Origin of the sequence: Streptomyces sp. NPDC001796 (assembly GCF_042892355.1) — a bacterium.
Classification (GTDB): Bacteria; Actinomycetota; Actinomycetes; order Streptomycetales; family Streptomycetaceae; genus Streptomyces.
In genome coordinates, this window is record NZ_JBIAUC010000002.1 from 137,926 (window position 1) to 164,516 (window position 26,591).

The window sequence follows — 26,591 nt, forward strand, 5'->3', positions numbered from 1 at the left end:
GTCGCCCCTGCCGGGGGCTGCCGTCCCGAAGCGCGCACGGTGTCAGAACCCCGCGGCAGGCTCAGATCAGCCCGTGCTCCCTCAGGTAGTCGAGCTGTGCCCGCACCGACAGCTCCGCCGCCGGCCACAGGGAGCGGTCCACGTCCGCGTACACATGGGCGACGACCTCGCTCGGGGTGCGGTGGCCGTTCTCGACCGCCGTCTCGACCTGCGCCAGGCGGTGGGCGCGGTGGGCGAGGTAGTACTCCACGGCGCCCTGGGCGTCCTCCAGGACGGGCCCGTGGCCCGGGAGCACCGTGTGGACGCCGTCGTCGACCGTGAGTGACCTGAGGCGGCGCAGGGAGTCGAGATAGTCCCCCAGGCGGCCGTCGGGGTGCGCCACCACCGTCGTACCGCGGCCGAGGACGGTGTCGCCCGTCAGCACGGCCCGGTCGGCCGGGAGGTGGAAGCACAGGGAGTCGGAGGTGTGGCCCGGCGTCGGCACGACCCTCAGTTCCAGGCCGCCGACCGTGATCACGTCTCCGTGGCCCAGTCCCTCGTCGCCCAGGCGCAGCGCCGGGTCCAGGGCGCGTACCCTCGTGCCCGTCAGCTCGGCGAACCGGGCGGCGCCCTCCGCGTGGTCGGGGTGGCCGTGGGTGAGCAGGGTGAGCACGACCCGCTTCCCGGACTTCTCGGCCGTGTCGATCACGGTGCGCAGGTGGCCCTCGTCGAGCGGTCCGGGGTCGATCACCACCGCCTGCTCGGAGTCGGGTTCGGAGACGATCCAGGTGTTGGTGCCGTCCAGGGTCATCGCCGAGGCGTTGGGCGCGAGGACGTTCACCGCGCGCGTGGTGGCCGGGCCGGAGAGGACCGCGTCGCGCGGCTGGCCGGGGAGCGCTGCGGCGTCCGTCATGCCAGGGCACCTTCCGTCACGTGGGTCGCGTGGGTCATGAGGGCGCTCCGCCCGTCGGGATGTGCTTGGTGAACTCGTCGTGCCCGGGCCAGGACAGCACGATCCGGCCGTCCTCCAGGCGAGCCGTGGCCAGGACGGGGGTCAGGTCGCGGCCCGGCGCGGCCTTCAGCGCCTCGGCGGCGGTCGCGCAGCCTACGAGCTGGCGCAGGGTCGCGATGGTGGGCGGCATCATCAGCAGCTCGCCCTTGTCGTACGCGGCCGCCGCCTCGGCCGGGCGGATCCACACCGTACTGTCGGCCTCCGTGGAGGCGTTGCGGGTGCGCTGTCCCTCGGGGAGCGCGGCCACGAAGAACCAGGTGTCATAGCGGCGGGGCTCGAACTCCGGGGTGATCCAGCGGGTCCAGGCGCCGAGCAGGTCGGAGCGCAGGACCAGCCCCCGGCGCTCGAGGAACTCCGCGAACGACAGGTCGCGGGCGACCAGGGCCGCGCGATCCGCCTCCCAGTCCGCACCCGTGGTGTCGCCGACGACCGTGTCCGGGGCCGGGCCGGCGAGCAGCACGCCCGCCTCCTCGTACGTCTCCCGTACGGCGGCGCAGACGATGGCCTGGGCAGACGTCTCGTCGACGCCGAGGCGCCGAGCCCACCACGCGCGCGTGGGGCCCGCCCAGCCGATCCTCAGGTCGTGGTCGCGCGGGTCGACACCGCCGCCCGGGTAGGCGTACGCGCCTCCGGCGAACGCCATGGAGGCGCGTCTGCGCAGCATGTGGACGGCGGGTGCGCCGCCGTCGTCCCTGAGGAGCATGACGGTGGCCGCGCGCTTCGGGGTGACCGGGGTGAGCGTGCCCTCCGCGAGCGCGCGGATCCGCTCTGGCCACTCCGGGGGAAACCACTGCCCATTCGCCATGGGCGGAGGCTATCCCGTAGTGAGCGGATGTTCGAGAGGCAATGATCGCCGCCGAAGGACGTTTCCGTGCCTCTCCGGGACGTCATCGTCCTCGCGGGGTCAGCGAGGGTCGGTCACGCCTGCGTCAGCTCCACCTGGATCTCCACCTCGACCGGCGCGTCCAGGGGGAGCACCGCCACGCCGACCGCGCTGCGGGCGTGCACGCCCTTGTCGCCGAGGACCTCGCCGAGCAGTTCACTGGCGCCGTTGACGACGCCGGGCTGGCCGGTGAAGTCGGAGGCCGACGCCACGAAGCCGACGACCTTCACCACGCGCGCGACGCGGTCCAGGTCGCCCGCCACGGACTTGACCGCCGCGAGCGCGTTCAGCGCGCACGTGCGGGCCAGCTCCTTGGCCTCCTCGGCGGTGACCTCGGCGCCCACCTTGCCGGTCACCGGCAGCTTGCCCTCCACCATCGGGAGCTGCCCGGAGGTGTACACGTACGGCCCCGACTGCACGGCGGGCTGGTAGGCGGCGAGCGGCGGCACGACCTCCGGCAGGGTCAGGCCCAGTTCGGCGATCCGGGACTCTACCGCGCTCATGCCTGCTTCTCCCGCTTCAGGTAGGCCACCAGCTGCTCGGGGTTGTTCGGCCCGGGCACGACCTGGACGAGCTCCCAGCCGTCCTCGCCCCAGGTGTCCAGGATCTGCTTCGTGGCGTGGACGAGCAGCGGCACGGTGACGTATTCCCACTTGGTCATGGGCCGACTGTAGCCGCTGTGGCCCAAGGGGCACTCGGTCGGCCACCACAGCGCCGACGACCTGGCGGAAAGCCGGGCGGAACGGCCGCCGCGGCCTCCACGCGGAGCCCGCCGGGACGGCGAAGGCGACCGGGTGGGCGGCCGACCGGAACCACGGTTGTCCACAGCCTCCCGCGTAGCTCGCGCGCGAACTGGTTAGGCTCGAGGACGTGAGCAGGCTCCAGGTCGTCAGCGGTAAGGGCGGGACCGGAAAGACCACGGTCGCCGCGGCACTCGCGCTCGCCCTCGCGACGGAGGGCAAACGCACCCTTCTGGTCGAGGTCGAGGGCAGACAGGGCATCGCACAACTCTTCGAGACGGAGGCGCTTCCGTACGAGGAGCGGAAGATCGCCGTCGCGCCGGGCGGCGGCGAGGTGTACGCGCTCGCCATCGACCCCGAGCTGGCCCTGCTGGACTACCTCCAGATGTTCTACAAACTGGGCGGCGCGGGACGGGCCCTGAAGAAGCTCGGCGCCATCGACTTCGCCACCACCATCGCGCCCGGCCTCAGGGACGTGCTGCTGACCGGCAAGGCGTGCGAGGCGGTTCGCAGGAAGGACAGGAGCGGCCGGTTCGCGTACGACTACGTGGTGATGGACGCACCTCCCACCGGCCGCATCACCCGCTTCCTGAACGTGAACGACGAGGTGGCCGGCCTCGCCAAGATCGGCCCGATACACAACCAGGCCCAGGCCGTGATGCGGGTGCTGAAGTCGCCCGAGACGGCTGTGCACCTGGTGACGCTCCTGGAGGAGATGCCCGTCCAGGAGACCGCGGACGGGATCGCCGAACTGCGCGCGGCGAAGCTTCCGGTGGGGCGGATCATCGTGAACATGGTGCGGCCCACGGTCCTGGACCAGGCGGACCTGGACCTCGCGCACGCGGCGCCGCGGACGGCCATCGCCCAGTCCCTCTCGGGTGCCGGGCTCGGCGGCGCGCGGCGCGGCGGACTCGCGGAGCGGCTGGTGGACCCGCTGCTGAAACAGGCGGACGAGTACGCGGAGCGGTTCGGCCTCGAGCGCGAGCAGCGTGCCGTCCTCACGCGGCTGGGCCCGCCCCTGCACGAACTGCCGCTGCTCGCCGAGGGAATGGACCTGGCGGGCCTGTACGAACTGGCCACGGAACTGCGTCAGCAAGGGATCTCATGAACTCGGACCCGGCCCCCACGCACGACGACCAGGCCCCCACACAGGCCGACACGGCATCCACGCACGACGACACCCACGACGACACGGCCGACCGGCACGCCGAGGCGGCCGATCCGGCCCACCATGCGCCGTACGCCCACGACACGGGCTCCACACGCGCGTTGAACCCGGTCCCGGTCCTGGAGATCGACCCGCTCCTGGACGATCCCCAGACCCGCATCGTCGTGTGCTGCGGATCCGGCGGCGTCGGCAAGACGACCACGGCGGCGGCCCTGGGGCTGCGCGCCGCCGAGCGCGGCCGCAAGGTGGTGGTGCTCACCATCGACCCGGCCCGCCGGCTCGCCCAGTCCATGGGCATCGACGCCCTCGACAACACCCCGCGGCGGGTGAAGGGCATCGACGACGCCGCGGGCGGCGAACTGCACGCCATGATGCTCGACATGAAACGCACCTTCGACGAGATCGTCGAGGCGCACGCGGACCCCGAGCGGGCGGCCGCCATCCTGGGCAACCCCTTCTACCAGTCGCTCTCGGCGGGCTTCGCGGGCACGCAGGAGTACATGGCGATGGAGAAGCTGGGGCAGCTGCGGGCGCGGGACGAGTGGGACCTCATCGTCGTCGACACCCCGCCCTCGCGCTCGGCGCTGGACTTCCTGGACGCACCCAAGAGGCTCGGGTCCTTCCTGGACGGCAGGCTGATCCGGGTGCTGATGGCCCCGGCGAAGATGGGCGGCCGCGCGGGGATGAAATTCCTGAACGTCGGCATGTCGATGATGACGGGCGCCCTGGGCAAGCTGCTCGGCGGTCAGCTCCTGAAGGACGTCCAGACGTTCGTGGCCGCCATGGACACCATGTTCGGCGGGTTCCGCACGCGCGCGGACGCCACCTACAAGCTGCTGCAGGCGCCCGGTACGGCGTTCCTGGTGGTGGCGGCTCCGGAGCGGGACGCGCTGCGGGAGGCCGCTTACTTCGTGGAACGCCTGGCCGCCGAGGACATGCCGCTGGCCGGCCTGGTGCTCAACCGGGTGCACGGCAGCGACGCCGCCCAGTTGTCGGCCGAGCGGGCGCTCGCCGCCGCGGAAAATCTTGACGAGTCCCGCATTGTGGATCAGCGGGGCGGGAAAGCTGGACTTCGTAACGCTCCCGACACGTACGGCAGTTCAGAATCCCCCTCTTCCGGAGCGTCTGGCCCCGGCGCGGACTCCCCCACCGCCAAGGACCAGCACCGGAGCGTCGAGCACCTCACCGTGGGTCTGCTGCGACTGCACGCCGAGCGTATGCAATTGCTCTCCCGCGAGCAGCGCACGCGTGACCGTTTCACCGCGCTCCACCCCGAGGTGGCCGTGGCAGAAGTGGCCGCACTGCCCGGCGACGTCCACGACCTCGCGGGGCTACGGGACATCGGTGACCGCCTCGCGGCCAACCAGCCCGGTCGACCCGAGGAGCGCGAGGCGTACGCATGAGGGCCCGACGCCGTCGCCTGCGCGCCGCCTATGCCGGCGCACCGCCGCGGTCGCGCCGCGCCGCCCGTGGCACAGACGCGCGGCCCCGCAGACCATGACACACCCGTCCCTGGCGGTGCCATCCTTGAAGAGGGCCGTCGAACAGGCCCGTCGAAGCACACCTGCGAAGAGACCCAGGTCGGAGTGCAAGGCACGCCGAGGGCACCATGAGGCGTCCGTTGCCCGCCGGCGGCGGGCGCCCGCCTCGGACGGTGGCCGCCCTCAGCTCACCGCCGCGTAGTTCTCGTACGTCTCTTCCTCAACGAGGGGCAGCAGACCCGCCCCGCGCTCGTACTCCGTACGCGCGGTCTCCAGCAGGCGACGCCACGAGGTGACGGTCGGCCGCCTGCGCAGCAGTGCGCGGCGCTCCCGCTCCGTCATGCCACCCCACACGCCGAACTCGACGCGGTTGTCCAGCGCGTCCGCCAGGCATTCCGTGCGTACCGGGCATCCGGTGCACACCGCCTTGGCCCTGTTCTGCGCTGCTCCCTGAACGAACAGTTCATCCGGATCGGTAGTGCGGCAGGCCGCCTGCGCACTCCAGTCGGTTACCCAGCCCATACCGGCGCCGTCCTCTCCCGAATCGAGGCTCCCCCACGGCGGCAGCGGCATATTCACCGCCGCCAGTTGAGGACGTTACGGAAGGAGGGGACAGCGCAACACCCCCTTCGGGCCCAATCTTGAATGGTCCGAACGGACTATGGGTAAACGGCAGATCACCCGTGGGAGTGAGCTGGTAACGAACGCGGCTTTCCGGACAAACCAGGGCAGTTCAGTGACGTCACAACGGACGCCTGGTGACACACAAGGCGAATCCGGGCACGCATCCGCCAAAAAAGTTCGAGGAACACCGGAACGATTCGGGGTCGCCGGACGTACTTGATACGTGGCCCTACTGCTGTGACAGTTGGGAGCAGCTTAGGCCAAGGCCTATACGCGTGTCCGGTGAATGAGAACGTAGGCTGCCCTCATGCCAAAAAAGCGCTCGGGCGGGGGGCAGTCCCCCGTGCAGCAGGCCGCCAAGTTCCTCGGAGTGAGTGTCCTCGCGGGGGCTGTGATGGCCGGCATCGCGCTGCCCGCCGCGGGCGCGCTCGGACTTGTGGCCAAGGGGTCGGTCCAGGGATTCGACGACATCCCGACCAATCTGAAGAGCCCCCAGCTCAGCCAGCGCACCACCATCCTGGACAGCCAGGGCGGCCAGATCGCCACGGTCTACTCGCGCGACCGCACGGTGGTGGACCTCAAGGACATGTCGCCGTACGTGCAGAAGGCGATCGTCGCCATCGAGGACTCGCGGTTCTACCAGCACGGCGCGATCGACCTGAAGGGCGTCCTGCGCGCGCTGAACAAGAACGCACAGAGCGGCGGAGTGGCCCAGGGCGCCTCCACGCTCACCCAGCAGCTGGTGAAGAACTACTTCATCGAGGAGGCCGGCGACGACCCGACCAAGGTCGCCCAGGCCACCCAGCAGACCCTCGGCCGCAAGGTCCGCGAGCTCAAGTTCGCGATCCAGATCGAGGAGAAGCTCGGCAAGAAGAAGATCCTCGAGAACTACCTGAACATCACGTTCTTCGGCCAGCAGGCCTACGGCATCGAGGCCGCCTCCGAGCGCTACTTCTCCAAACATGCCAAGGACCTGAACCTCCAGGAGTCCGCGCTCCTCGCCGGCCTCGTCCAGTCGCCGACGCGCTACGACCCCGTGAACGACGCGGCGGAGGCCAAGCAGCGGCGCAACGTGGTGCTGCAGCGCATGGCCGACCTGCACGACATCTCGCAGGCGGACGCCGACAAGGCCAAGGCGACGGACCTCGGCCTGCACGTGAGCCAGCCGAAGAACGGCTGCATCACGGCCGTCAAGGGAGCCGGCTTCTTCTGCGACTACGTCCGAGAGGTGTTCCTGAACGACCCGATCTTCGGCAAGACCCGGGCGGAGCGGGCGAAGATCTGGAACCAGGGCGGACTGACGATCCGCACCACGCTCGACCCGCAGGCGCAGGACTCGGTGCAGCAGTCCATCAAGGACCACGTCAACAAGAGCGACGAGGTGGCCACGGCCGCGACCATCGTCGAACCGGGCACCGGCAAGATCCTCGCGATGGGCCAGTCCCGTCCGTACGGGTTCGGCAAGGACGAGACCCAGATCAACCTGTCCGTGGACAAGGACATGGGCGGCGGCGCCGGCTACCAGGGCGGTTCGACCTTCAAGCCGATCGTGGCCGCGGCCGCCATCGAGGGCGGCAAGCCGGCCACCCAGGAGTACTCGTCGCCGTACGAGATGGAGTACCCGAGCCCGGTCTCCGCCTGTGACGGCAAGCAGTGGAAGAACACGGACGGCACCAAGCTCACCAACGAGAACGAGACGGAGCACGGCCCGTACCGCATGAAGGAGGCGACCGCCAAGTCGGTCAACACCTACTACGTGCAGCTGATCAGCGACATCGGCATCTGCCCGGTCATAGACACGGCCAAGAAGATGGGCTTCCATCGCGCTGACGGCGTGCCCATCGCCCAGGCCCCGTCGATCGCGCTCGGCACCCAGGAGGTGTCGCCGCTGACCATGGCGGGCGCGTACGCGACCTTCGCCGACCGCGGCATCTACTGCACCCCGGTCGCGATCGAGTCGATCACGCAGACCGTCGGCAACCAGAAGAAGTCCCTGTCGGTCCCGAAGTCGACGTGCTCGCGCGCGATGTCGGAGACCACCGCGGACACGGTCAACACGCTCCTGAAGGGCGTCGTCGAGGACGGCACCGGTACGGAGGCCGGACTCGGCAGCCGTCCCAGCGCCGGCAAGACCGGTACGACCGACTTCCGGTACGCGGCCTGGTTCGTCGGCTACACGCCGAACATGGCGGGTGCGGTCTGGGTCGGCGACCCGGCGCACAAGCGGCAGATGACCCACATCACCATCGGCGGCGTCACCTATGAGAAGGTCTTCGGTGGCCAGGTCCCGGGCCCCATCTGGCGCGACATGATGACGGGCGCGCTGGCGGGCAAGCCGGCCCCGGACTTCAACCTCGTCGACATCCCGGACGACCACAGCGGCGACAAGGGCAACGGCAATGGGAACGGCAACGCCAACGGCGGGCAGCAGACGATCGGTGGACTGATCGGCGGCCTGACCACCGGCGGGGCGGCCGACACCGGCGGCAACACCGGCGGGCAGCTCCCGACGCCCACCTTCTCCTTCCCCGACGGCTTCATCCAGGGCACCGGAAACGGTGGCAACGGAAACGGCACCGGCGGGCGAAGGGGATAGCCCTTCATGACAGCGGGGGCGCACCTCTCGATGAGAGGTGCGCCCCCGTCGGCGTATGCGCCCGCAAGCAGGCGAACCGGTTCAGCCGCTCGCGAGAAGCTGCTTGACCACGGCGGCGACGCGGCCGCCCTCCGCCTGACCGGCCACCTTCGGGTTCACGATCTTCATGACCTGCCCCATGGCGCGCGGGCCCTCGGCGCCCGCCGCCTTCGCCTCCTCCACGGCCTGCGCGACGATCTGCCGCAGTTCGTCGTCGGACAGCTGCTTGGGCAGGTACGCGGCGAGCACCTCGCCCTCCGCCTTCTCCCGCTCGGCCTGTTCGGCGCGACCGCCCTGGGCGAACGCGTCGGCGGCCTCCCGCCGCTTCTTCGCCTCACGGGTGATCACCTTGGTGACCTCCTCGTCGGAGAGCTCGCGCTTCTCCTTGCCCGCGACCTCCTCCTTGGTGATCGCGGCGAGCGTCAGCCGGAGCGTCGAGGAGCGGAGCTCGTCACGCTCCTTGATCGCGGCATTGAGGTCTTCCTGCAGCTTCGACTTGAGCGTGGTCATGCCTCTGATTGTCGCAGGTGCGGTGGGACGGCTGCCCGTACATTTCCGGGGCGCGGCGGGCGACCGGGACCGTCGGTGCCGATCGCAGGTGACGCCGGGTCGGGGTCGTCCACAGGTGAACGCGGGGCGGCCGCCGGTTCTGACACGATGGTCACATGCGCGCACGATACGGAGTACCCCTGGGAATCACGGCGGTTGCCGCCGCCGGACTGCTGTACTCGGCCGGCTTCGAGGCCCGTTCCTTCCGGCTGCGCCGGGTGACGGTCCCGGTGCTGCCCCCGGGGGCGCACCCGCTGCGGGTCCTGCACGTCTCCGACATCCACATGGTGAGCGGGCAGCGCAAGAAGCAGCGCTGGCTGCGATCACTGGCCGGCCTGCGCCCCGACTTCGTGATCAACACCGGGGACAACCTCTCCGACCCCGAGGGTGTGCCGGAGGTGCTGGACGCACTGGGCCCGTTGATGGAGTACCCGGGGGCCTACGTCTTCGGTTCGAACGACTACTACGGCCCCAAGCCCCGCAACCCGGCCCGCTACCTGGTGGAGAAGGTGAGGGGCCACCACGGTCTGAACGGCAACCCGCCGGTGGTCGGCGCCATCCACAACCCCTGGGAGGAGCTGCGCGACAGCTTCGACGCGGCGGGCTGGCTGAACCTGACGAACACCCGGGGCACCCTGAAGATCGAGGGCCTGGAGATCGAGCTGACGGGCGTGGACGACCCGCACATCAAGCGCGACCGGTACGCGCGCGTGGCGGGCGGCCCCTCCTCCTCGGCGGACTTCTCGATGGGCGTGGTCCACGCGCCGTATCTGCGCAGCCTGGACGCGTTCACGGCGGACGGCTATCCGCTGATCCTGGCCGGCCACACCCACGGCGGCCAGGTGTGCATCCCCTTCTACGGCGCCCTGGTCACCAACTGCGACCTGGACACGGACCGGGTGAAGGGCCTGTCGCGGCACACGGCGGAGGGCCGCACGTCGTACCTGCACGTGTCGGCGGGCTGCGGCGCGAGCCGCTACACGCCGGTACGGTTCGCGTGTCCCCCGGAGGCGACGCTGCTGACGCTGGTGGAGAGGGAGGCATCGCCCGGGGCGTAACCCGAGCCATACCCCACCCGGATCATCCCGTATCGCCCCTTCCGTCCCATCCGCTTAGCGTGAGGGCATGATCGCGCCGATACCCAAGGAGATCCCGGACCTCCCCCCGGTGCCGGGCAAGCCGACGCTGGCACCGTCCATCGTCCCCGCCGCAGCCGTGGTCGCCCCCGTACGCCGCCCCGCAGCGGCCCGCTACCGTCTGCTGGTGGCGCTGACGGCCGCGGCGGCGGTGGCCATGGACCTGGCCCTCGGCAGCCCCACCCGGGTCCTGAGCTACTTCACCATCCAGGCCAACGTGCTGCTGGCCCTGACCTTCACCCTGTCGGCCTGGCGGGCCCGAACGGCCCGCCACCCGCTGCCGCCACTGATCACAGGTGGCACGCTGTTCTACGCCCTGATCGCGAGCCTGGTCTACCACGTGCTCCTGGTGCACGAGCCGGGCCCCTTCTCGATGACGGACCGGCCCACGATCTGGTCCGCACTCGCCAACCAGGTGCTGCACACGGTCACCCCGATCGCGGCCCTTCTGGACTGGCTGCTCCTGACCCGCCCGGCCCCCCTGGGCCTGCAGCACGCCACGCGCTGGCTCCTCTACCCCCTGGCGTACCTGATCTTCACCCTTGTCCGCGGGGCACTCCTCCCACCGACCGCGGACGCGCGCTACCTGTACCCGTTCCTGGACGTCGCCCACCTCGGCTACAAGAGCACCCTCGCCAACGCACTCCTGCTCGGCCTGGCCTTCTTCGGCCTGGCCCTCCTCCTGGCCCTCGCCGACCACATCCGCCGGGACCCGACGCGCCGCCGCCGGAAAACCGGATTTCGTCTCCGGCCACCAGTGGGCTAAAGTAAACGTCGTCGCCGCGACAGCAGCGACGCCGGGGTGTAGCGCAGCTTGGCAGCGCGCTTCGTTCGGGACGAAGAGGTCGTGGGTTCAAATCCCGCCACCCCGACGCTGGTCAGAGGGCAGTGTGCGAATTGGCACACTGCCCTCTTTCGTGCTCGGGGGCCAAACAGGGGGCCAAACGAAGTTGATCAGGCCACCGCGTCGCCCTCTTGGCAGTCTTCCGCGTCCTCCCGTTCCTGATCTTCGCCGAAGATGTCGTCCATCGCTTCGGCGCCCTTCGTGATCACGGGTCGGAGCTGTTTGCGGTAGACCGCCTCTGTAGTCGCCTGACTACTGTGACCGACCAGGAGCGCGATTGATTCCGCTCTTGCGTTCCGGACTGAAGCACCTGGTCTCTTGCGCGCTGATCGCCAAACGCAACGGCGTCTTATTTGAACTTTGGCTAGGCGCGGGTGACGCTGACGCCGCCGACCAGGCCCCAGGCGTCGATCCGGACCGTCGGGCCATCCGGCTCGCTCGGGCCATCGTCCTTCACTCCGCCCAGGCGCAGCCCGTGGACCTCCACCCGGACGTCGCGGCGGACCTTGAGGCTGACGCCGCCGATCAGGCTCAACTTGGTGATGCGCAGTTCGGTGCCGTCCGGGATGTCGATGTCCGTCAGATCGACGTCGGCACCACCGATGAGGGAAGTGGTGACGGTCCTCTCGTGGAGGGTGGCTCCTGCCAGGCGATGACCGCCGATCAGGCTCACCTTGATGTCGGTCTTCCGTGGGTTCTCCCCGTTGCTCTTCGTCATGGGAAGTACCGTACGGACGTCGGCCCGCGCGCCCCAGTGCTCTGCATCCGGTATTGCATATGACAGGTGTCATGCCGGAGCGGACACCGAACCTGAGTGGAACGCAGCGGGCGTTTCTGGCCGAAGCGGCAGCAACCGGCCCTCCAGCAGCATGGGCCTGGGTGACGGGGAACGGTCACATCGCGAAAATGGCCCGAGCAGCTCCCACGTTCCCTCAAGAGTCGGTGGGCACCCACTGACGCACACCGTGGTCGTTCGTGCCGTACCAGTAGTGGGGCAGGCCCTTGATGCTGCTGGTGCGGAAGGGGTGGCCGTGGTCGTCGATGCGGACCGTGCCGGTGCGGCCCTGGGATGACCAGTCGAGTTCCAGGTACCAGCGGCAGTCGTAGGTCTCGGTCGTCGCGGTGACCTGCAGCACCTCCGGGTCCTCGGCGGAGACGCGGTAGGGGAACTGCACCGCGGGGACGGGCTTTCCGCTGTCGTTGCCGGGGCGCGCGTGGGCGATCGGGCGGTCGACGTCCAGGTTCACGGAGAAGTTGCGGGGCGGCAGATCACTGCCGCAGCCCTGGCCCATGGCGTACGCGTTGCCGGTGACCGGCGTACCGCGGCTGACAATGCGGACCCGGAGGGCCGCGAGGACCACGGCCGTGGACGACTTCCCCTGCACCGAGATCTGCACCATCGTCTGCCGCCCAGGTACCGCCTGCTGCGTCGCTGCCCACACTCCGGCGTCCTGCTCTACCGGCGGCGGGGGCACCTGGGCCGGCTCCTTCCCGATGACGTAGTCGTGCCCGCAACCGCCGTCCCAGATCTGCGAGTCGGCGGTCCACGCGAGCGGCACACCGGTTGGCACGGGGGCGTCGCTCTTCGTCTCAGCCGACGATCCACCCTTCGACCCGGGGCTCCCCGAAGCCCGTACTCCTGTGGAGGGCGACGCCGAAGAACGGCTGCCGGTGGGGCTGGCCGCAGTGGCCGAGGGGTGGTGTGACGTACCGGTTCCTGTCGTACGGGACTGACCGGGGGCCTTGGCGGAGTTGTCGTGAGACCGGTCGGCCGACAGCGCCGACATACTGCCCAGCGTCACCAGCAGTACGGTCGCCGTGGCTTTGCCGACGACGGTACGGCGACGGCGGTACCAGGGCCGTCCAGTTGAGCGGACCGCATTCCACTGGGCCGTCGACTCGCGACTGCCCGGTCCGGGAGCGTCGGGAGCAGCCAGTGCGGCGTCGGGGGCGCCCGCATCGAGTCGCGGTGGTGAACCGCTCGTGCCGTCCCCGTCACCACCGATGCCGTCGGCGCCACCACCCACACTGCGCGTGCTGCCACCCGCACGCCCCGCTGTCCGGCTGTCCGGACCCGAAGCCCGCTCGTCCCCTGTCGGCTTCAGTGCCCCTTCGGTCTTTGTCGGCTCCGCTGCCTCCTCACCCGCCCTCGGCCGCTGTCGTGCCGTCACCGCGAGCAGCCACAGGCGGTGCAGATCGAGGCGTTCCTCCGGTGTTGCTCCGCAGAAGGCGGCCAACCGCTCCACCGGGGCGTAGTCCTGCGGGACCGTCTCGCCCGCGCAGTAGCGGTGCAGCGTGGAGGTGTTCATGCTGAGACGGCGGGCCAGGGAGCCGTAGCTCCGGTCCGTGCGGTCCTTCAGCCGGCGCAGCAGCGCCGCGAACTGCTCGACGTCGTCCTCAGTCGACACCGCTCCCCCAACTTCCCACGCGTCCCCGTATCTCAGGCGGTCCATATACCTGCACGTCAGGTGGGCTGGGATGGTTCCACCCTCACCGGGCGGGCGTCCGGCGTTGCGCGGAGCCGTCGTGACGGCTGATGCTCTTGGTGTCGCACCGACCAGGACCGGACCGATCAACGGCGGCGGGCGACAAATGACACTCATGCACTCATCCACGGAGGACACCCATGCCCCAGCGCACCCGAGCAGGCCCGCCCCTCGCACTCGCCGTCACGGACTCGCCCCGGCACGACGCTCGCCACACTGGCAAACGTCGCGGCCAAGGCGTCGGCTTCCTCACGGCGGCCCATCTCCCGTCGTATCCAAGCTCGTCCTGAACGGTCGGCAAGGTCACCGCCTGCGTACCGGAGGCGGTGGAACGGGACCGCTGTCTACGCATGGCGCTGGGCGGCGACGGCCCGGACCTGGCACCGGGAGCTCCGTACCGAACTCGACAGGAGCGACCGTCCGTCAGGTCAGGGTGCAGTTGTCCAGGACGGCTGTGGCGAAGGGGCGCTTCTCGCGGCTGAGCAACGACATCAAGTCCTGTGCGCACACATCGAGAAGGCCGGCCCGGAGACCGAGGCCACGCTGCAGGACTACGGCACGCTGCCTGTCGAGGAGAGCGGGCACGGATACGGCGTGCACACGGTGACCTCCTGGGGCGTCTTTGACACCCGTCCGGCGACTTCCGGCATGCGCCGCCGGTGAAGGCCTTCAAGAAGACGGCCGTCACGGGCCGTGGGACAAGCTCCGCTGACCGCATGACGGGGGCCGCCCTCCGCCACGGGGGTGGGGAGGGCGGCCAATCGACCACTGACAGGGTCATTCGGCGCGATTCAGCAGGACTTGTTGTCGTCGATCGCGCCCCGAGCCGCGGCAGGGGGAGGGGAATGGGCCCGCGCAGCAGCAGATGTTCATGACTCTGGGGCAGCGCCCGCCGACCCGAAAAGGCGATAGCCACACGACGGCCCCGGCACGAAGACACCGGGCCGAGAGCAACCACATATGGAACAGAAAAGGAAGATGCGCATGAACAGGAAGTCCCCCGCACACCGCCGTCCGGGCCGCCGCGCGGCCGTCGCCGCCGGCCTCGTCCTGGCTGTCGGACTCGGCGTGTCGACACAGGTGTCGGCACAGGCGTCCGTCCATGCCCCCGCAAAGTCGTCCGCCGCCGCACCGCAGTCCGTCAGCGGCACGAGCGGCCAAGTGGTGACCCGGGTCGCCGACTTCTACGGCGCGTACATCGACGCGATCGGCGACTACACGGACCCGGACGCCACGCTGGAGACGGTGCTCCGCAAGCACTACCTGACGCCCGACTTCGCCAAGCGACTGGCGGCCTGGGAGAAGAAGCACGGGGCGGACGGTGTCCTGCGCGCCCAAAACGTCCCGCGGAAGTGGACGGTGACCGACAACGGCGCCGTGGGTAACGGCCATGAGGTCGTCGTCACCCTGACCTTCGGCGGCGGGGAGACGACGCAGAAGATCAAGCTTTTCGTGCTGGTGGAGCGGCACAACCACATCGTCGACATCGGCACCACGAGCAACCGCTGACAGCGGAGCCGCTCCGCCCGGTCTGTCAGGGTCAACCTCACGACGGACGAGACCATACCCATCTGGCGAGCAACCTACTGGTATGTAAGGGACAAGCACTTCACATCAAACGCCTTCACCATCCTTGCCGACGTGGGCGGCATCCTGGCGATCAAGTCAGGCATAGCGGCTACGTTGCAACCACTGTTCGGTGGGGGTTGGTGACGGAGCTAGCTGACATCCACGTCTGACATCCACGTCTGACATCCACGTCTGACATCCACGTCTGACATCAACGGCAGCAGACGTAGGCACCCCGTGGAGACCGTTCGTGGCCCGCCCCCGCATGAGCCGCCAGGAAGTCCCTACCTGGTGATCGAACTCCTAAAGCGGTGCTCAGTCGGCGGTGGACTATTCGAGGACTGGTTGCGTTTGAGTCGTCACATGCAGGGCCGTGACCTGCCGCGTTGCCCGGGTCCCAAGGGGCCTCCGCAGCCGTTGCAGTACAGCAGAGAAGTGCAACAACCCCACCGACCGGCGCCAACCGCCCATGTCTCTCACCGTCAGGCTGACCAGCCCAGCAGACCTCGGCCGCCTAGCCCGTAGTTCGCATCAAGAGGGCCTGAAAGCGAGTAACGCCAACGGCCCCGGGGGGTATCCCTGGGGCCGTCGGAGGGTGCTCATCGACGACCAAGGCTGACAGCCGTCCCTGACCGGCTCCTCCCGCGCGGGTCGTCCGCGCGGGAGGAGCGGGGTTGGCGGCCTGGTTTCAGCGGCGGGCCGGACGGCCCGTAGCGGCGGAGGATCAGTAGAGGTCGGAGAAGATGTTCCACCCACTGCCGATGCGGACCCGCGAGAGCAGCGAGCCGGAGGCGGTGAAGTCGTACCGCCACAGCACACCGGAGGTGTCACGGGCGACGACCGAGTTGAGCCCGTGACCGTCCACGTCGCCGACGCCGACCATCGCCGTGTAGATCTGGTAGCCCGTCCCGATCTTCACCCGCGAGTTGAAGCCGCCCTTGCCGTTGCCCAGGTAGCGCCAGAGCCCGCCCGCGGTGTCGACCGCCAGCAGGTCGCCGTTGCCGTCGCCGTTCACGTCGCCGACGCCGACGATCCGGGTGTAGGTGTTCCAGCCCCCGCCGAGCGCGACCCGGGAACCGAAGCCGCCCCTGCCCGTACCCGGGTACATCCACAGCTCGCCCGAAGCATCGCGGGCGATCAGGTCGTCGTGGCCGTCCCGGTTCAGGTCACCGACCGAGACCAGCCGGTGGTAAATGTTCCAGCCCCCGCCGAGCGCCCTCGGCGAGGTGTTGTTGAGGACGCCGCCCGCCGCCTGGTTCGGGTAGTACTCCAACTCGCCGCCGCTGGTCCGGACGAGGATGTCGTTGAAGCCGTCGCCGTTGAGGTCGCCGAAGGGCACGACCGCGTTGAGCTGACCGGAGCCGGTACCGAGGTTCCAGTAGCTCGACGCGACCGGGCTGGAGTAGCCGCCATGGCCGTTGCCCTCGTAGTCCATGCCCTCGCCGTGGCCGTACCCGAAGGCGGACTGCTTCAGCACGCCGAGCAGCGTGGACCGGCCGGTGTACCCGTAGGAGTGGAAGGGCATCCGGCCGTCGAAGACCTCAGTCGTGCCGGCGGCCACCTGCGTCGGAGCGGCGCCGGGCGCGTCCGCGGGGACGGCCAGCAGCTGCCAGTCGTAGGAGCCGTTGAAGGCGGCCGTCTTGGTCTGGAGGATGCCGTTCCAGCTCGTCAAGCCGTAAGCGGCGGTCGGGCCACCGGTGTAGCTGTAGACGACCTGTCCGGTGGTCGCCCGGCGGATCACCAACTGCCAGCTCGCGAGCGGACGGCTGGCCTCGAAGCGGAAGTTCCACGCCTGGCCGGGCGTGATGGAGTTGTTCCAGGCCCCCGCGTTGGCCGCGACCGGGGACGCGGGCACACCCGTGGTCAGCACGTGGACGATGTTGTCCGAGCCCGTGTAGGCAACGTCACCACTGGTGCGGTCCACGGTCCAGTCGATGTCCCGGTCGTCGCTCGCCCCGGCGGCCTGCGAGAAAGTGGCCAGCACAGAGGTCGCGCCGACGGAGTCCGCGTGCACGTCCGTCAGCCGCAGCTCACCGCTTGCCGCGTCGTGACGCACCAGATAGCCGTCACCCAGCAGCACCGGGCCGGCGTCGACGCTGAACTTCACGTTGGTGGCCAGGTCGTAGACCCCGGCCGGGCCGCTGCTGCCGCAGCTCCAGTAGAGCCAGTGTTGCGCCACTTGCACGTCGCTGGGCGTGCAGGACGCCCCGGTGCTGATGGTCCGCTGGAGGGTGGGCGCGCTGCCCAGCCCCGTGTGGGGCGTGCTGGCCTGGATCTGGCCGGGCGCGGTGGCCCGCCAGAGCGTGCCCATCCACAGTGTCGCCCCGCTCGCCGGCCCCAGAGGAATCATCGCGCTCTGACCTGGTTCCCAGAGGTACTGGGAGCCGGCCGAGTCGATGAGCACGAACTCGCTGTCGGCGTCCACGACGCGGGTGTCGGGCGAGGAGAAGTTCTCTCGGGTGAGGCCGCTGATGAACACCTGGGCGGAGGTCGCTGTGGTGGTCGTGTACACCGGCCCATAGGCGTTGCCGTCCGTCTCGCGCACGCAGAAGGCGTCCACCGCGCAGGGACCGGCTTGGAGCGGCCGGCCGCCGTCGCTCAGGTAGCCGGTCGTCGTCTTGCCGATGTTGCTGCCGGAGCCGGTCAGCGGTGTGGTGGCCATCGCGAAGCGTGTGGCGGCGTTGAGCTGCGGAACGGTGAGGACCTGGCGCACCTGACCGTGCGCCATCGACAGCGTCGCGGTGGTCTCGGCCGGGGGCGGCAACTGCCGCACGGCGGTGACGTTCACGCTTCCGTCCGATGCCGCGGTGAGCCGCTGCACGGCCTGGCTGGTGCTGGTGCTGCCTCCGACGACGAGAGCGCCCCCGGGGCCCTGAGGCAAATAGCCGGGAACCCTGGCACTGGGAGCCGACTCGGTCACCGTGGCGTCGAGCTGGGTGGCCGGGCCGCCCGCGATCGGGACGGAGTTGAGCACAAGCGCGCCCGACGAGACCCGGGTCATCATGACGACCTGCTGGCCGACGACGTCGTAGTCGAGCAGCATGCCGGAACCGGCCGGTGCCGGGACCTGCGTCGGTGTGCCTGTGCTCCCCGCGAGGGCGTCGGCGACCGTGACCAGCGAGATGCCGCCGCTCGAGGGCCAGGTCAGGTAGTCGCCGTGGATGGTGGGGGCCACGGCGCTGCGCGGGGTGACGGCCGTCACCGCGGTTGCCGCGCCCGTGTCCAGTCGCACGAGGTAGAACGCGCTGGTGCCGGAGACGCCCGGCTTCGGGGTGCTGCGGATCGTCACGTAGTCGCCGGCGCTCTGGTACCCGACGGCGTCGATGATGTAGTCGCTGCTCGACGGCAGGCCGGTCATGGCGACCTCGGTGAACGTGCCGTCCGCGTTGAGCTGGAGCAGATGGACACCGCCGGTCGCCCGCACCAGGGCGCGGGTCCCGTTCGCTCCGACGCCGACGACGGTGTGCAGCAAGGTGCCGCCGAGGGAGGAGAGGTCGTATCTGACCCAGCTGCCGGCCACGGTCGGGTCACCGACGCCCAGCGTCGCGCCGTTCTGGTAGGCGACGTGGTCGCCACCGGCGGAGAAGAAGTTCGCGTTCGTCAGCGGCACGGCGGTCAGCTGCGGCTGCGAGGTGTCCGTCCCGGACGCGTAGTCGGTCCAGGTGTAGCCCGGCAGCCCCTGCTCCTGGTGCAGGAAGCCACTCGCACCCGCCACCAGCGGCATGTCCCCCCGGAACGCTGCGAGCTGCGGCGCGGGCAGCGTCGTGGCCTCGGTCGGCGTGCCGCTCGTCGCCGCCAGCGCGTGCCTGGGAACCGCACCGGCTATCGCCGCGGCGACCACAAGCGCCGCCGACCCGGATCTGAGCCTCCGTCGAAAAGTCATTTCCCCACCCCATCGTCCTGCAAGAAGAACCAGCGGGCTCCGGTCGCGGCGACGCGGGCCGCGGTCACGGAGTAGGCCGCGAGCTTAAGCCATCAGCGGGCGGCGGCTGGCGGGGATGACGGAGGTGGACAACGGTGCTCCTGGGTGGGGGCTTGGTCCGACAACGCGTGGCGACGTTCAGCACCGGTGGTGTTCGCGGAGCAGGGGCGCAGGACCGCAGCGGCTACAGCCACTGAGATGGCCGAGACGGCGACGGCGGCCGGGAGCGCGGTGAGGACCGAGGCGATCACCGGCCTGACCGGCTGCAAGGCCGGGATCCGCGTCGACGCGAAGGAACTGCGCGAGGGCGTCCGCCACACTACCCGATCACGACCTCCTCGAGGAGCAGTACAAGGAGGCCTGGCTGGACGCGATCACCATGTACGGCGGCAGATACCTGGTCGGCTCCCGCTGGGTGGTCAGCCCACCGGAGGAGATAAATCCCCCGGCGCAGCCAAATGGGTGGGTCAATTCATGACCGCTCGCGTACAGCACTCTTCCACATGTCGCCATCGTCCCCGGTAAGCGTGTTGGGCGGCGCCGTCGCGGGTCACCCTTGTTAATCTGCGGGCCGCAGGAATCGTCCACAAAGGATCGAACGCGCCGGCCGACGGACAAGAATTCCTCAGCCGAGTTCTGGCGTATCCCGGTCGAAAGGATACGGGCCATGCATGACTATTCTCGTCGCGGACTGCTGAAGGCGACGGCGGTCGCCGGCGCCGGCGCGGTCGTAGTACCAGGCATTACGGCTGCGGAGCCCGCGGCCGCGAGTGCCGCGGTCAAGCGGCCCGAAAGCCGGAAATGCCCGCCGGCGCAGCTGACCGGCCGCATCGTCCGGCCCGACGACCCCACGTACACGGATGCGCGCCTCGGCTGGGACCAGCTCTTCTCGCACTATCCGCTGGTCGTCGTCTTCGCCCAGAACACTCAGGACGTCGTCAACGCCCTCACCTGGGCGCGGCAGAACGACGTCGCGCTGCGGGTGCGCAGCGGCCGCCACAGCCTTGAGGGCTGGTCGAACGTGGACAACGGCCTCGTGATCGACATCAGCGAGTTGAAGTCGGTCCACATCGACGGCGCCTCTCGTATCGCGAAGGTCGGCGCCGGGCTCAACCAGTTGGAAGCGGTGACCACGCTCGCCAAGCAGGGCTTCGCGGTGACGACGGGAACGGAGGGCAGCGTAGGCCTGGCCGGTGCGACGCTCGGCGGCGGCTTCGGCTTCCTCACCCGGTGGCTCGGCATGGCCTGCGACAGCCTTGTGGGGGCCGAGGTCGTCGTCCCGTCGGGCACCGAGTGCGCCAAGGTGGTCACCGCGGATCTGAGGAACAACTCGGACCTGCTCTGGGCGCTCCGCGGGGCCGGAAACGGCAACTTCGGGGTCGTCACGTCTCTCACCTACAAAGTGACTCCGCTGAAGAGCGTCACGTATCTGCAAGCGACGTGGGACGGCATCGGGGACCTGCCGGGGGTCTTTGACACCTGGCAGCGTACGGCACCGTCCGCCGACAACCGGCTCGGAACCCAGCTTGAGATCCACAGAAAGCAGATCCTGCTGTTCGCGGTTCTCGCGGAAGGAACGCCGGCTGAGACACAGCAGCTGCTGGCCCCGATCCTGTCGGTCGGCAGCCCCCATGTCACGACACAGGTCGGCAACTGGGGCGACGTGTATGCGGGATTCCAGATTCCCACCGCGGACGAACCCGCGAACTGGAAATTCTTCTCGCAGTTCACCAGAAAGCCGTTCCCGAGCGAAGCGATCAGCGTGATCGCCTCGTTCATGCAAAAGGCCCCGACGGATGACAGCAACTTTTTCACCCAGGCCTTCGGCGGGGCGGTCAGGAAGAGCCCGCGCGGCGGCACCGCGTTCCCGCATCGCGACGCGCTTTTCTACTCCGAGCCGGGCGCCGGCTGGGGGACTCGTGGCACCCAACCCGGCGTCTGCGACCCGCTCACCCCGCAGGCCCAGGCCTGGATCGCCGAGTTCAGCCAGGCGCTGCGGCCCTATGTGAACGGCGCCTACGTCAATGTGCCGAACATCGGAATGCAGGAGTGGGAGACCGCCTACTGGGGAGACAACTTCGACCGACTGCGCGAGATCAAGGCGAAGTACGACCCGTACAACGTCTTCCAGTACGAGCAGAGCATCCCGCCCGCGACACGCGATCACGGCCGCGGGTGACCTGGTGACGCACCTCGGTCGGCCCGCGGTGCGCCGTCGAAGCGGCGCTTCAGCCGGGCAGGCGAAGGCCCCGACCCCGTGCGGGTCGGGGCCTTCGGCCGTGGAGTCTCCCCTTGGGGGAATACCGCCATCGCTTGTGGCGGGGACCCGATTCGGCAAGGGGAGGCTGACGTGGACCACACCGCGCCAGGGTTCAAGGCCCGGTGCTGAGACGTCAGCACCGGGCCTGATCCGCTGTGCGGCGGCATGAAGGAGCGCCACGGTCGGCTGAACGACCGTGCGCCGTTGTGAGTTCCTCGGGGGCGTGGTCGCTACCGAGTCGAGTCATCCCTCGACAGCCCGTCGAATACGCCGGGAGGGAGTGAACGCGTACAGGTCGAGGATGCCGGGCGGGTCGGCCAGGCCGGGGCCGCCTGCGGTGATCCAGGTGGCGATGTCGGCGGCGGCGTCCGCATCGTTGAGCAGCCCCAGCCACACGGGCCGACCGCCGGCCGCCCGTCCCGTGGCGGAGGGCTGGACGACCATCACGTTGCCGTGCTCGCAGGCGTCCAGGCATCCGGTCACCCGGACCTGTGCGGTGTCGGCGAGTGCCTGCCGCAGCCGGGCGAGTTGCTCGGCATGGTCCAGGCCAGGGATCTTCGAGGTGCCGCAGCAGCAGCCACGGCAGACGGTGACCGTGCACCGGGCCGGCTGCGCCGCTGCGGCGGGGCCTGTCGTGCGGACGCGGCGGCTCACTGGTCGATCCCCCCTCGGACGCGGCGCCAGGCGCCGTCGGCCAGCAGGCGCAGGCCGTTGAGGCCGACGATGACGGTGGAGCCCTCGTGTCCGGCGACGCCCAGAGGCAGCGGCAGGGTGCCGGCGAGGTCCCAGAGGACCAGGCCGGTGATGAAGACGGCGGCGATCACCAGGTTCTGCACCACCAGGCGGCGGGCCCGGCGGGAGAGCGCGATCACGGTGGGGATGGTGGCGAGTTCGTCGCGGACGACGACCGCGTCGGCGGTCTCCAGGGCCAGGTCGGATCCGGCCCGGCCCATGGCGATGCCGGTGTGGGCGGCGGCCAGCGCGGGAGCGTCGTTGACGCCGTCGCCCACCACGAGCACCTTCCGTCCGGCCTGCTCCAGCTCCTGCACCGCGGCGACCTTGTCGTGCGGCAGCAGACCGGCGCGCACATCCGTGATGCCGACTTCCGCGGCAAGCCGGGCGGCGGCGCGCGGGTTGTCGCCGGTGACCAGCACCGGGGCGGTGCCGCTCAGGCGGCCCAGCGCGGCGGTGGTGGCGGCGGCCTCCTCGCGCAGCCGGTCGGCGATGCCCATCACTCCCACCGGCGTACCGTCAGCCGTGATCAGAACCGCGGTGCGGCCCTCCTCTTCCAGGCCTGCGGCGACCGTTGCGGCCGGGTGAGTGCTGCCGTCCACAAGGACTGCGGGGCTGCCGTCCAGCAGGCGAGCGGGGCTGCCGACCGCGATCGTGCGGCCGGCCACCGTCGCGGCGACGCCGGTGCCCGGAGCGGAGACGAAGTCATCGGCGGGCGGAATGTCCAGACCACGGGTGCGGGCGGCGTCCACGACGGCGCGGGCCAGCGGGTGCTCGCTGGGGTGCTCGGCGGCCGCCGCCAGCCGCAGAAGCTCCTGCTCGCTCAGGCCGGAGCCGGCCAGCGGGCGGATGTCGGTGACGCGTGGGGTGCCCTCGGTCAGGGTGCCCGTCTTGTCCAGCGCGACGGCGTCCACCTGGCCGAGGCGTTCCATGACGACGGCCGACTTCACCAGCACGCCGTGGCGGCCGGCGGTGGCGATCGCGGACAGCAGTGGCGGCATGGTGGCCAGTACCACCGCGCACGGCGAGGCGACGATCATGAAGGTCATCGCGCGCAGCAGCGTGGACCGCAGGTCGGCGCCGAACAGCAGCGGCAGCACGAACAACGCCACCGTGGCCGCGACCATGCCCAGGGAGTAACGCTGTTCGACCTTCTCGATGAACAGCTGGGTCGGTGCCTTGGTCTCGGACGCCTCCTCGACCAGGGCGACGATCCGTGCGATCACGGAGTCGGACGGGTCCCGTTCCACCTTCACCCGCAGCGCGCCGGTGCCGTTCAGGGTGCCGGCGAACACCTCGTCCCCGGGTTCCTTGGCCACCGGCAGCGGCTCGCCCGTGATGGTGGCCTGGTCGACCTCACTGGCCCCGTCCAGCACCCGCCCATCGGCACCGATCCGCTCACCCGGCCGGACCAGGATCGTGTCACCGACGTGCAGTTGCCCGGAGGGCACGGTCTCCTCATCGCCGTCATCCATCAGACGGGTGGCGGTGGGGGGAGCCAGGTCGAGCAGACCGCGCACCGAGTCCGCGGTCCGGGCGGTGGCGATCGCCTCCAGCGCACCGGAGGTGGCGAAGATGACGATCAGCAGCGCCCCGTCCAGCACCTGCCCGATCGCCGCAGCACCGAGCGCGGCGACGACCATGAGCAGGTCCACGTCCAGGGTCTTCTCCTTCAGCGCCCGCAGGCCTGCCCAACCCGGTTCCCAACCACCGGTGACGTAGACGGCCGCGAACAACGGTCCCCACGACCACGCGGGTGCCCCGGTCAGGTACAGCGGCAGCGCGATCAGGAACAGTGCCAGCGCGGTCGCCGCCCACCGGGCCTCCGGAAGCGTGAAGACACGGGTGCGCCGCCGTGGCACCACCGCCTCGCGGACCGCGCCGGTCGGCGCCGGGCGGGTGAGAGTGGAAGACATCGACACGGGGTCCTTCACGGATCGGGGGCGGGACACAGTCCGACCCCACCACCGTAGCAGGAATGAATGAAGAATCATTCATGCGTTCATGGGAGGTGCCCCGTACCATGTGCACATGGGTCATGGAGCCGCACCGCCAGCCGGAAGCGTCCCGCGCGGACACCTGGACGCCGCCAGCGCGGCGAAGGTCGCCACTACCCTCCAGGCACTGGCGACCCCCTCACGGCTGCTCATCCTCGCCCGCCTGCGCCAAGGCCCCCTGCCCGCGACCGAGCTGGCCGCCGAGGTCGGCATGGAACAGTCCGCCTGCTCCCACCAGCTGCGCCTGCTGCGCAACCTCGGCCTCGTCGTCGGCACCCGAAAGGGCCGCTCAGTGGTGTACTCCCTCTACGACAACCACGTCGCCGAACTCCTCGACCAGGCCGTCTATCACGTCGAGCACCTCCGCCTCGGCCTGAGCGACACCGCCGTCACCGGCACGGAGCCGGAGGGGGAAGAGGCGCCCGTCGCGAGCGTCTGACCGACCCCGAGCGACAGCCGTGACGGCCGGACCGGTCATCGCGCTCTCGCCGTTGCCGGAGTGGATCGGGACGACCCCCGCCGCCCGTCCGCCCAGCGGCCACCGGACGCAACCGCACGCCGGCGTCGATGCCGGTGCCGCGCCGGGTGCAGGGCGATGGCGCCCCCGGAGGCGTGCACCAGGTGACGGCCGACGGGCCGACGGGCCGACGGGCCGACGGGCCGACGGGCCGACGGAGCATCATGCGGCAACCGTCCGGGGCCGGGTTCGCGGTCAGCCTGGCCGCCGGGTGACCGCGTCCCTTGCCGGGTGGGCGGCGGTCCTGCGCTCCTGCACCTGGGAGTAGGCCATGAGTGCGAACAGGATCGCGATGAGGACAGCCGAGGAGCCCGCGGTACCGAGATCCATGCCGCCCTTGGTGACCGGTTTGGTGAGGAAGTCACCGGCGGTGGCGCCCAGCGGGCGGGTGAGGACGAAGGCGATCCAGAACAGCAGCACGTTGGGCACCGCGGGCACCTTCATCAATACGGCGAGCACGGCGAGGATCCCGGTCACGAGCAGCGCGCCGCCGGCGTAGCCGAGGCCGGAGCTGTCGGACAGGAAGTCGCCCATCGAGGTGCCGAGGGTGTTCGACACGAGGATCGCCGACCAGAACAGGGCCTCGCCCTTGAAGGTGACGATGTCGCGGATCTGGAACGTCACGCCGCTCAGCTGCCAGACGAGGAAGATCACCAGAAGGATCGAGATGAGGATCGCCGCTCCGAGGGGGTAGCCGAGGCCGAGGCCCTGCGGGCCCCAGCCGAGCGAAGTCGCGCCCTTCGAAAGGTACTTGGCGCTGGCGTCACGGTTCATGAAGTCGGACATCGTGGTGCCGGCCATGCTGGTCGTCAGGATCACGGTCCAGTAGAAGAACGGGTTGTAGCGGCTGGACCGCAGCTGCACCACCAGCGTCACCAAGAAGATCAGGAACAGCGCGATCGTGGTGAGGAAGTAGCCCAGCTTCAGGGTCTGCGCGAAGAGGTCGCCCGCCGTCTCACCCAGGGTCGTCGCGGCGATCTTCATGATCCAGAAGGCCGCCGTCACCTCGGGCAGCTTCTTCATGACCGACCTGGCCGCACTCGACGTGCCCGCCATGTCGAGGTCGGTGCGGACCTCCGGTTCGTCCAAGTCACCTTCTCCTGTCCGGTCGAACGCCAGGGCGCCCGCCCCGGAACCGGGACGAGCGCCTTGTGACGAGCCGACCGCCGACGGCGGCCGAGAACTCCGACCGTGGCACAGAGAGCCTGGACACATCCTGAAGACGGACCGGACGGCAGGTCAGTCCGCGTGTCGGGCGACCGCCTCCGGCTCGGTGACGTCCTTGCGTGTCACACCCGGGTACACCTACAGGGCAGCGCCCCGAACGCGTGCGTGCGAAACAAGGCGTACGACTCCCGTCGCGACCGCGCCTACCTGCGCAGACGCGGAACCAAGGCGACCATCCCGGCCCCGACGGACCGCGTCCGCAACGATTGGCTGTGACCAGCACGGAGACGAGATGTCCTAGCCGTCGATGTCGAGCGCCGTGCCGTACAGGCGGTCCACCTTCAACCGGATGACCACCCGGCGCTCGGCAACCAGCTGCTCCAGGAACGCACCTTCATCTTCTGGCTTCGCGGCTTGCGGGATCATCTCGAGCAGTTCCCGCCCGACGGCGTCGCCGGGAACGGTCGTACTCTCGGAGACCTCCGCCTCGCCTTCAGCGACGGCGAACGACCACGCGTCGCCGCCCTGCACATGAAGCGCCGCACGCGGGTTGCGCCGCAGATGCCCGACCTTGACCCGGTCGGCCGTCGTCGAGAACCGCACCATGCGGGCGTCGGGGTCCCAGTTGAACAGCATGGTGGTCAGGTGGGGGTGGCCACTGCGCTTAACGGTGGCCAGTGTGCCGAACTGCTGCTTGCCGAGAAGACTGGAGAGGGCTTCGTCGGACAGAGGGCGGGGTGCTGGTCCTTGAGTCATGACGTGTTCAATGTGCGTGGCCGCCCAACAATTTCATGGCCACAGGCCCAACATGAAACAGCCGTGAAGATCCCCGATCAAGGGGGCGTGAGGCACTCGAGTGAGCGTGACGAGGGCGAGCCGCACAGGGCCTA

At 69.9% G+C, this 26,591-nt stretch carries 22 protein-coding genes, 1 tRNA gene and 1 pseudogene; 9 read left to right on the plus strand and 15 right to left on the minus strand.

The window, feature by feature from the left end; translation table 11 throughout:
- Positions 1 to 61 precede the first annotated feature (61 nt).
- The 4 genes from ACFYZE_RS04110 to ACFYZE_RS04125 form a co-directional block, all read right to left on the minus strand.
- Positions 62 to 892 (minus strand): MBL fold metallo-hydrolase, encoded by an 831-nt coding sequence (locus ACFYZE_RS04110; RefSeq protein ID WP_388988250.1) that lies wholly within the window; start codon positions 890 to 892, stop codon positions 62 to 64.
- A 34-nt stretch (positions 893 to 926) separates the two neighbouring features.
- Positions 927 to 1,796, minus strand: a complete 870-nt coding sequence (locus tag ACFYZE_RS04115; RefSeq protein WP_388988253.1) for an NUDIX hydrolase — start codon at positions 1,794 to 1,796, stop codon at positions 927 to 929.
- Positions 1,797 to 1,909: 113 nt separating this feature from the next.
- Positions 1,910 to 2,377 carry a RidA family protein gene (locus tag ACFYZE_RS04120; protein ID WP_388988256.1) on the minus strand — a complete coding sequence of 156 codons (468 nt, stop codon included), beginning with the start codon at positions 2,375 to 2,377 and terminating at the stop codon, positions 1,910 to 1,912.
- Positions 2,374 to 2,535: a DUF4177 domain-containing protein gene (locus ACFYZE_RS04125; RefSeq protein ID WP_003981536.1), complete on the minus strand. Its 162-nt coding sequence runs from the start codon at positions 2,533 to 2,535 to the stop codon at positions 2,374 to 2,376. The genes ACFYZE_RS04120 and ACFYZE_RS04125 overlap by 4 nt, the downstream gene beginning before the upstream one ends.
- 209 nt (positions 2,536 to 2,744) lie before the next feature.
- Here ACFYZE_RS04125 and ACFYZE_RS04130 point away from each other — a divergent pair, with 209 nt between their 5' ends.
- Positions 2,745 to 3,722 carry an ArsA-related P-loop ATPase gene (locus tag ACFYZE_RS04130; protein ID WP_388988259.1) on the plus strand — a complete coding sequence of 326 codons (978 nt, stop codon included), beginning with the start codon at positions 2,745 to 2,747 and terminating at the stop codon, positions 3,720 to 3,722.
- The gene (locus ACFYZE_RS04135; RefSeq protein WP_388988262.1) at positions 3,719 to 5,185 is read left to right on the plus strand and encodes an ArsA family ATPase; all 1,467 of its coding nucleotides are present in this window, start codon (positions 3,719 to 3,721) and stop codon (positions 5,183 to 5,185) included. Before ACFYZE_RS04130 ends, ACFYZE_RS04135 begins: the two co-directional genes overlap by 4 nt.
- Positions 5,186 to 5,446: 261 nt before the next feature.
- Here ACFYZE_RS04135 and ACFYZE_RS04140 read toward each other — a convergent pair whose 3' ends face one another.
- The gene (locus ACFYZE_RS04140; protein ID WP_388988265.1) at positions 5,447 to 5,785 is read right to left on the minus strand and encodes a WhiB family transcriptional regulator; all 339 of its coding nucleotides are present in this window, start codon (positions 5,783 to 5,785) and stop codon (positions 5,447 to 5,449) included.
- Positions 5,786 to 6,194: 409 nt separating this feature from the next.
- On the opposite strand from ACFYZE_RS04140, the gene ACFYZE_RS04145 reads away from it, so the two are divergent.
- Positions 6,195 to 8,483: a transglycosylase domain-containing protein gene (locus tag ACFYZE_RS04145; RefSeq protein ID WP_388988268.1), complete on the plus strand. Its 2,289-nt coding sequence runs from the start codon at positions 6,195 to 6,197 to the stop codon at positions 8,481 to 8,483.
- Positions 8,484 to 8,564: 81 nt separating this feature from the next.
- Here the strand turns inward: ACFYZE_RS04145 and ACFYZE_RS04150 are convergent, their stop codons facing one another.
- The gene (locus ACFYZE_RS04150) at positions 8,565 to 9,032 is read right to left on the minus strand and encodes a GatB/YqeY domain-containing protein (protein WP_103837934.1); all 468 of its coding nucleotides are present in this window, start codon (positions 9,030 to 9,032) and stop codon (positions 8,565 to 8,567) included.
- Between the two features lie 155 nt (positions 9,033 to 9,187).
- Between ACFYZE_RS04150 and ACFYZE_RS04155 the strand changes: the two genes are divergently transcribed.
- The 3 genes from ACFYZE_RS04155 (at position 9,188) to ACFYZE_RS04165 (ending at position 11,079) form a co-directional block, all read left to right on the plus strand.
- Positions 9,188 to 10,129, plus strand: coding sequence for a metallophosphoesterase (locus tag ACFYZE_RS04155; RefSeq protein WP_388988272.1), 942 nt, complete (start codon positions 9,188 to 9,190; stop codon positions 10,127 to 10,129).
- A gap of 67 nt (positions 10,130 to 10,196) precedes the next feature.
- Positions 10,197 to 10,973 (plus strand): Pr6Pr family membrane protein, encoded by a 777-nt coding sequence (locus tag ACFYZE_RS04160; RefSeq protein WP_388988275.1) that lies wholly within the window; start codon positions 10,197 to 10,199, stop codon positions 10,971 to 10,973.
- 32 nt (positions 10,974 to 11,005) lie between these two features.
- Positions 11,006 to 11,079 (plus strand) — tRNA-Pro (locus ACFYZE_RS04165).
- Positions 11,080 to 11,415: 336 nt separating this feature from the next.
- Here ACFYZE_RS04165 and ACFYZE_RS04170 read toward each other — a convergent pair.
- The 3 genes from ACFYZE_RS04170 to ACFYZE_RS04180 all read right to left on the minus strand — a co-directional run bounded on the left by ACFYZE_RS04170 (position 11,416) and on the right by ACFYZE_RS04180 (position 14,137).
- Entirely contained in the window at positions 11,416 to 11,769 is a 354-nt protein-coding gene (locus ACFYZE_RS04170) for a hypothetical protein (RefSeq protein ID WP_388988278.1), read from the minus strand.
- A 214-nt stretch (positions 11,770 to 11,983) separates the two neighbouring features.
- Complete coding sequence (locus ACFYZE_RS04175; RefSeq protein WP_388988281.1) at positions 11,984 to 13,504, minus strand: helix-turn-helix domain-containing protein; 1,521 nt, start codon at positions 13,502 to 13,504, stop codon at positions 11,984 to 11,986.
- Between the two features lie 456 nt (positions 13,505 to 13,960).
- The gene (locus ACFYZE_RS04180) at positions 13,961 to 14,137 is read right to left on the minus strand and encodes a hypothetical protein (protein WP_388988284.1); all 177 of its coding nucleotides are present in this window, start codon (positions 14,135 to 14,137) and stop codon (positions 13,961 to 13,963) included.
- Between the two features lie 384 nt (positions 14,138 to 14,521).
- Here ACFYZE_RS04180 and ACFYZE_RS04185 point away from each other — a divergent pair, with 384 nt between their 5' ends.
- Positions 14,522 to 15,046 carry a hypothetical protein gene (locus ACFYZE_RS04185; protein ID WP_388988287.1) on the plus strand — a complete coding sequence of 175 codons (525 nt, stop codon included), beginning with the start codon at positions 14,522 to 14,524 and terminating at the stop codon, positions 15,044 to 15,046.
- Between the two features lie 784 nt (positions 15,047 to 15,830).
- On the opposite strand, the gene ACFYZE_RS04190 is transcribed toward ACFYZE_RS04185, so the two are convergent.
- Positions 15,831 to 18,989, minus strand: coding sequence for an FG-GAP-like repeat-containing protein (locus tag ACFYZE_RS04190; RefSeq protein ID WP_388988290.1), 3,159 nt, complete (start codon positions 18,987 to 18,989; stop codon positions 15,831 to 15,833).
- A gap of 177 nt (positions 18,990 to 19,166) precedes the next feature.
- Positions 19,167 to 19,267: pseudogene (locus tag ACFYZE_RS04195) on the minus strand (SpdD protein); the annotation flags it as partial.
- A 317-nt stretch (positions 19,268 to 19,584) separates the two neighbouring features.
- On the opposite strand from ACFYZE_RS04195, the gene ACFYZE_RS04200 reads away from it, so the two are divergent.
- Positions 19,585 to 21,207 (plus strand): FAD-binding oxidoreductase, encoded by a 1,623-nt coding sequence (locus tag ACFYZE_RS04200; RefSeq protein ID WP_388988293.1) that lies wholly within the window; start codon positions 19,585 to 19,587, stop codon positions 21,205 to 21,207.
- 324 nt (positions 21,208 to 21,531) lie between these two features.
- Here ACFYZE_RS04200 and ACFYZE_RS04205 read toward each other — a convergent pair whose 3' ends face one another.
- Positions 21,532 to 21,942 (minus strand): (2Fe-2S) ferredoxin domain-containing protein, encoded by a 411-nt coding sequence (locus ACFYZE_RS04205; protein ID WP_388988296.1) that lies wholly within the window; start codon positions 21,940 to 21,942, stop codon positions 21,532 to 21,534.
- The gene (locus ACFYZE_RS04210; protein ID WP_388988299.1) at positions 21,939 to 23,936 is read right to left on the minus strand and encodes a heavy metal translocating P-type ATPase; all 1,998 of its coding nucleotides are present in this window, start codon (positions 23,934 to 23,936) and stop codon (positions 21,939 to 21,941) included. The genes ACFYZE_RS04205 and ACFYZE_RS04210 overlap by 4 nt, the downstream gene beginning before the upstream one ends.
- A 115-nt stretch (positions 23,937 to 24,051) precedes the next feature.
- Between ACFYZE_RS04210 and ACFYZE_RS04215 the strand changes: the two genes are divergently transcribed.
- On the plus strand, positions 24,052 to 24,456 hold the full coding sequence (locus ACFYZE_RS04215) for an ArsR/SmtB family transcription factor (RefSeq protein WP_388988302.1): 405 nt from the start codon (positions 24,052 to 24,054) through the stop codon (positions 24,454 to 24,456).
- Between the two features lie 273 nt (positions 24,457 to 24,729).
- Here ACFYZE_RS04215 and ACFYZE_RS04220 read toward each other — a convergent pair whose 3' ends face one another.
- The gene (locus ACFYZE_RS04220; protein WP_388988305.1) at positions 24,730 to 25,623 is read right to left on the minus strand and encodes a hypothetical protein; all 894 of its coding nucleotides are present in this window, start codon (positions 25,621 to 25,623) and stop codon (positions 24,730 to 24,732) included.
- A gap of 375 nt (positions 25,624 to 25,998) precedes the next feature.
- Positions 25,999 to 26,457, minus strand: a complete 459-nt coding sequence (locus ACFYZE_RS04225; protein ID WP_388988308.1) for a pyridoxamine 5'-phosphate oxidase family protein — start codon at positions 26,455 to 26,457, stop codon at positions 25,999 to 26,001.
- Positions 26,458 to 26,591: the final 134 nt, after the last annotated feature.

Coding starts and splice junctions, on each gene's coding strand:
- ACFYZE_RS04110 (WP_388988250.1), bottom strand. CDS start 892: ATGACGGACGCCGCAGCGCTCCCCGGCCAGCCGCGCGACGCGGTCCTC.
- ACFYZE_RS04115 (WP_388988253.1), bottom strand. CDS start 1,796: ATGGCGAATGGGCAGTGGTTTCCCCCGGAGTGGCCAGAGCGGATCCGC.
- ACFYZE_RS04120 (WP_388988256.1), bottom strand. CDS start 2,377: ATGAGCGCGGTAGAGTCCCGGATCGCCGAACTGGGCCTGACCCTGCCG.
- ACFYZE_RS04125 (WP_003981536.1), bottom strand. CDS start 2,535: ATGACCAAGTGGGAATACGTCACCGTGCCGCTGCTCGTCCACGCCACG.
- ACFYZE_RS04135 (WP_388988262.1), top strand. CDS start 3,719: ATGAACTCGGACCCGGCCCCCACGCACGACGACCAGGCCCCCACACAG.
- ACFYZE_RS04140 (WP_388988265.1), bottom strand. CDS start 5,785: ATGGGCTGGGTAACCGACTGGAGTGCGCAGGCGGCCTGCCGCACTACC.
- ACFYZE_RS04145 (WP_388988268.1), top strand. CDS start 6,195: ATGCCAAAAAAGCGCTCGGGCGGGGGGCAGTCCCCCGTGCAGCAGGCC.
- ACFYZE_RS04150 (WP_103837934.1), bottom strand. CDS start 9,032: ATGACCACGCTCAAGTCGAAGCTGCAGGAAGACCTCAATGCCGCGATC.
- ACFYZE_RS04155 (WP_388988272.1), top strand. CDS start 9,188: ATGCGCGCACGATACGGAGTACCCCTGGGAATCACGGCGGTTGCCGCC.
- ACFYZE_RS04160 (WP_388988275.1), top strand. CDS start 10,197: ATGATCGCGCCGATACCCAAGGAGATCCCGGACCTCCCCCCGGTGCCG.
- ACFYZE_RS04170 (WP_388988278.1), bottom strand. CDS start 11,769: ATGACGAAGAGCAACGGGGAGAACCCACGGAAGACCGACATCAAGGTG.
- ACFYZE_RS04175 (WP_388988281.1), bottom strand. CDS start 13,504: ATGGACCGCCTGAGATACGGGGACGCGTGGGAAGTTGGGGGAGCGGTG.
- ACFYZE_RS04185 (WP_388988287.1), top strand. CDS start 14,522: ATGAACAGGAAGTCCCCCGCACACCGCCGTCCGGGCCGCCGCGCGGCC.
- ACFYZE_RS04190 (WP_388988290.1), bottom strand. CDS start 18,989: ATGACTTTTCGACGGAGGCTCAGATCCGGGTCGGCGGCGCTTGTGGTC.
- ACFYZE_RS04210 (WP_388988299.1), bottom strand. CDS start 23,936: ATGTCTTCCACTCTCACCCGCCCGGCGCCGACCGGCGCGGTCCGCGAG.
- ACFYZE_RS04215 (WP_388988302.1), top strand. CDS start 24,052: ATGGGTCATGGAGCCGCACCGCCAGCCGGAAGCGTCCCGCGCGGACAC.
- ACFYZE_RS04225 (WP_388988308.1), bottom strand. CDS start 26,457: ATGACTCAAGGACCAGCACCCCGCCCTCTGTCCGACGAAGCCCTCTCC.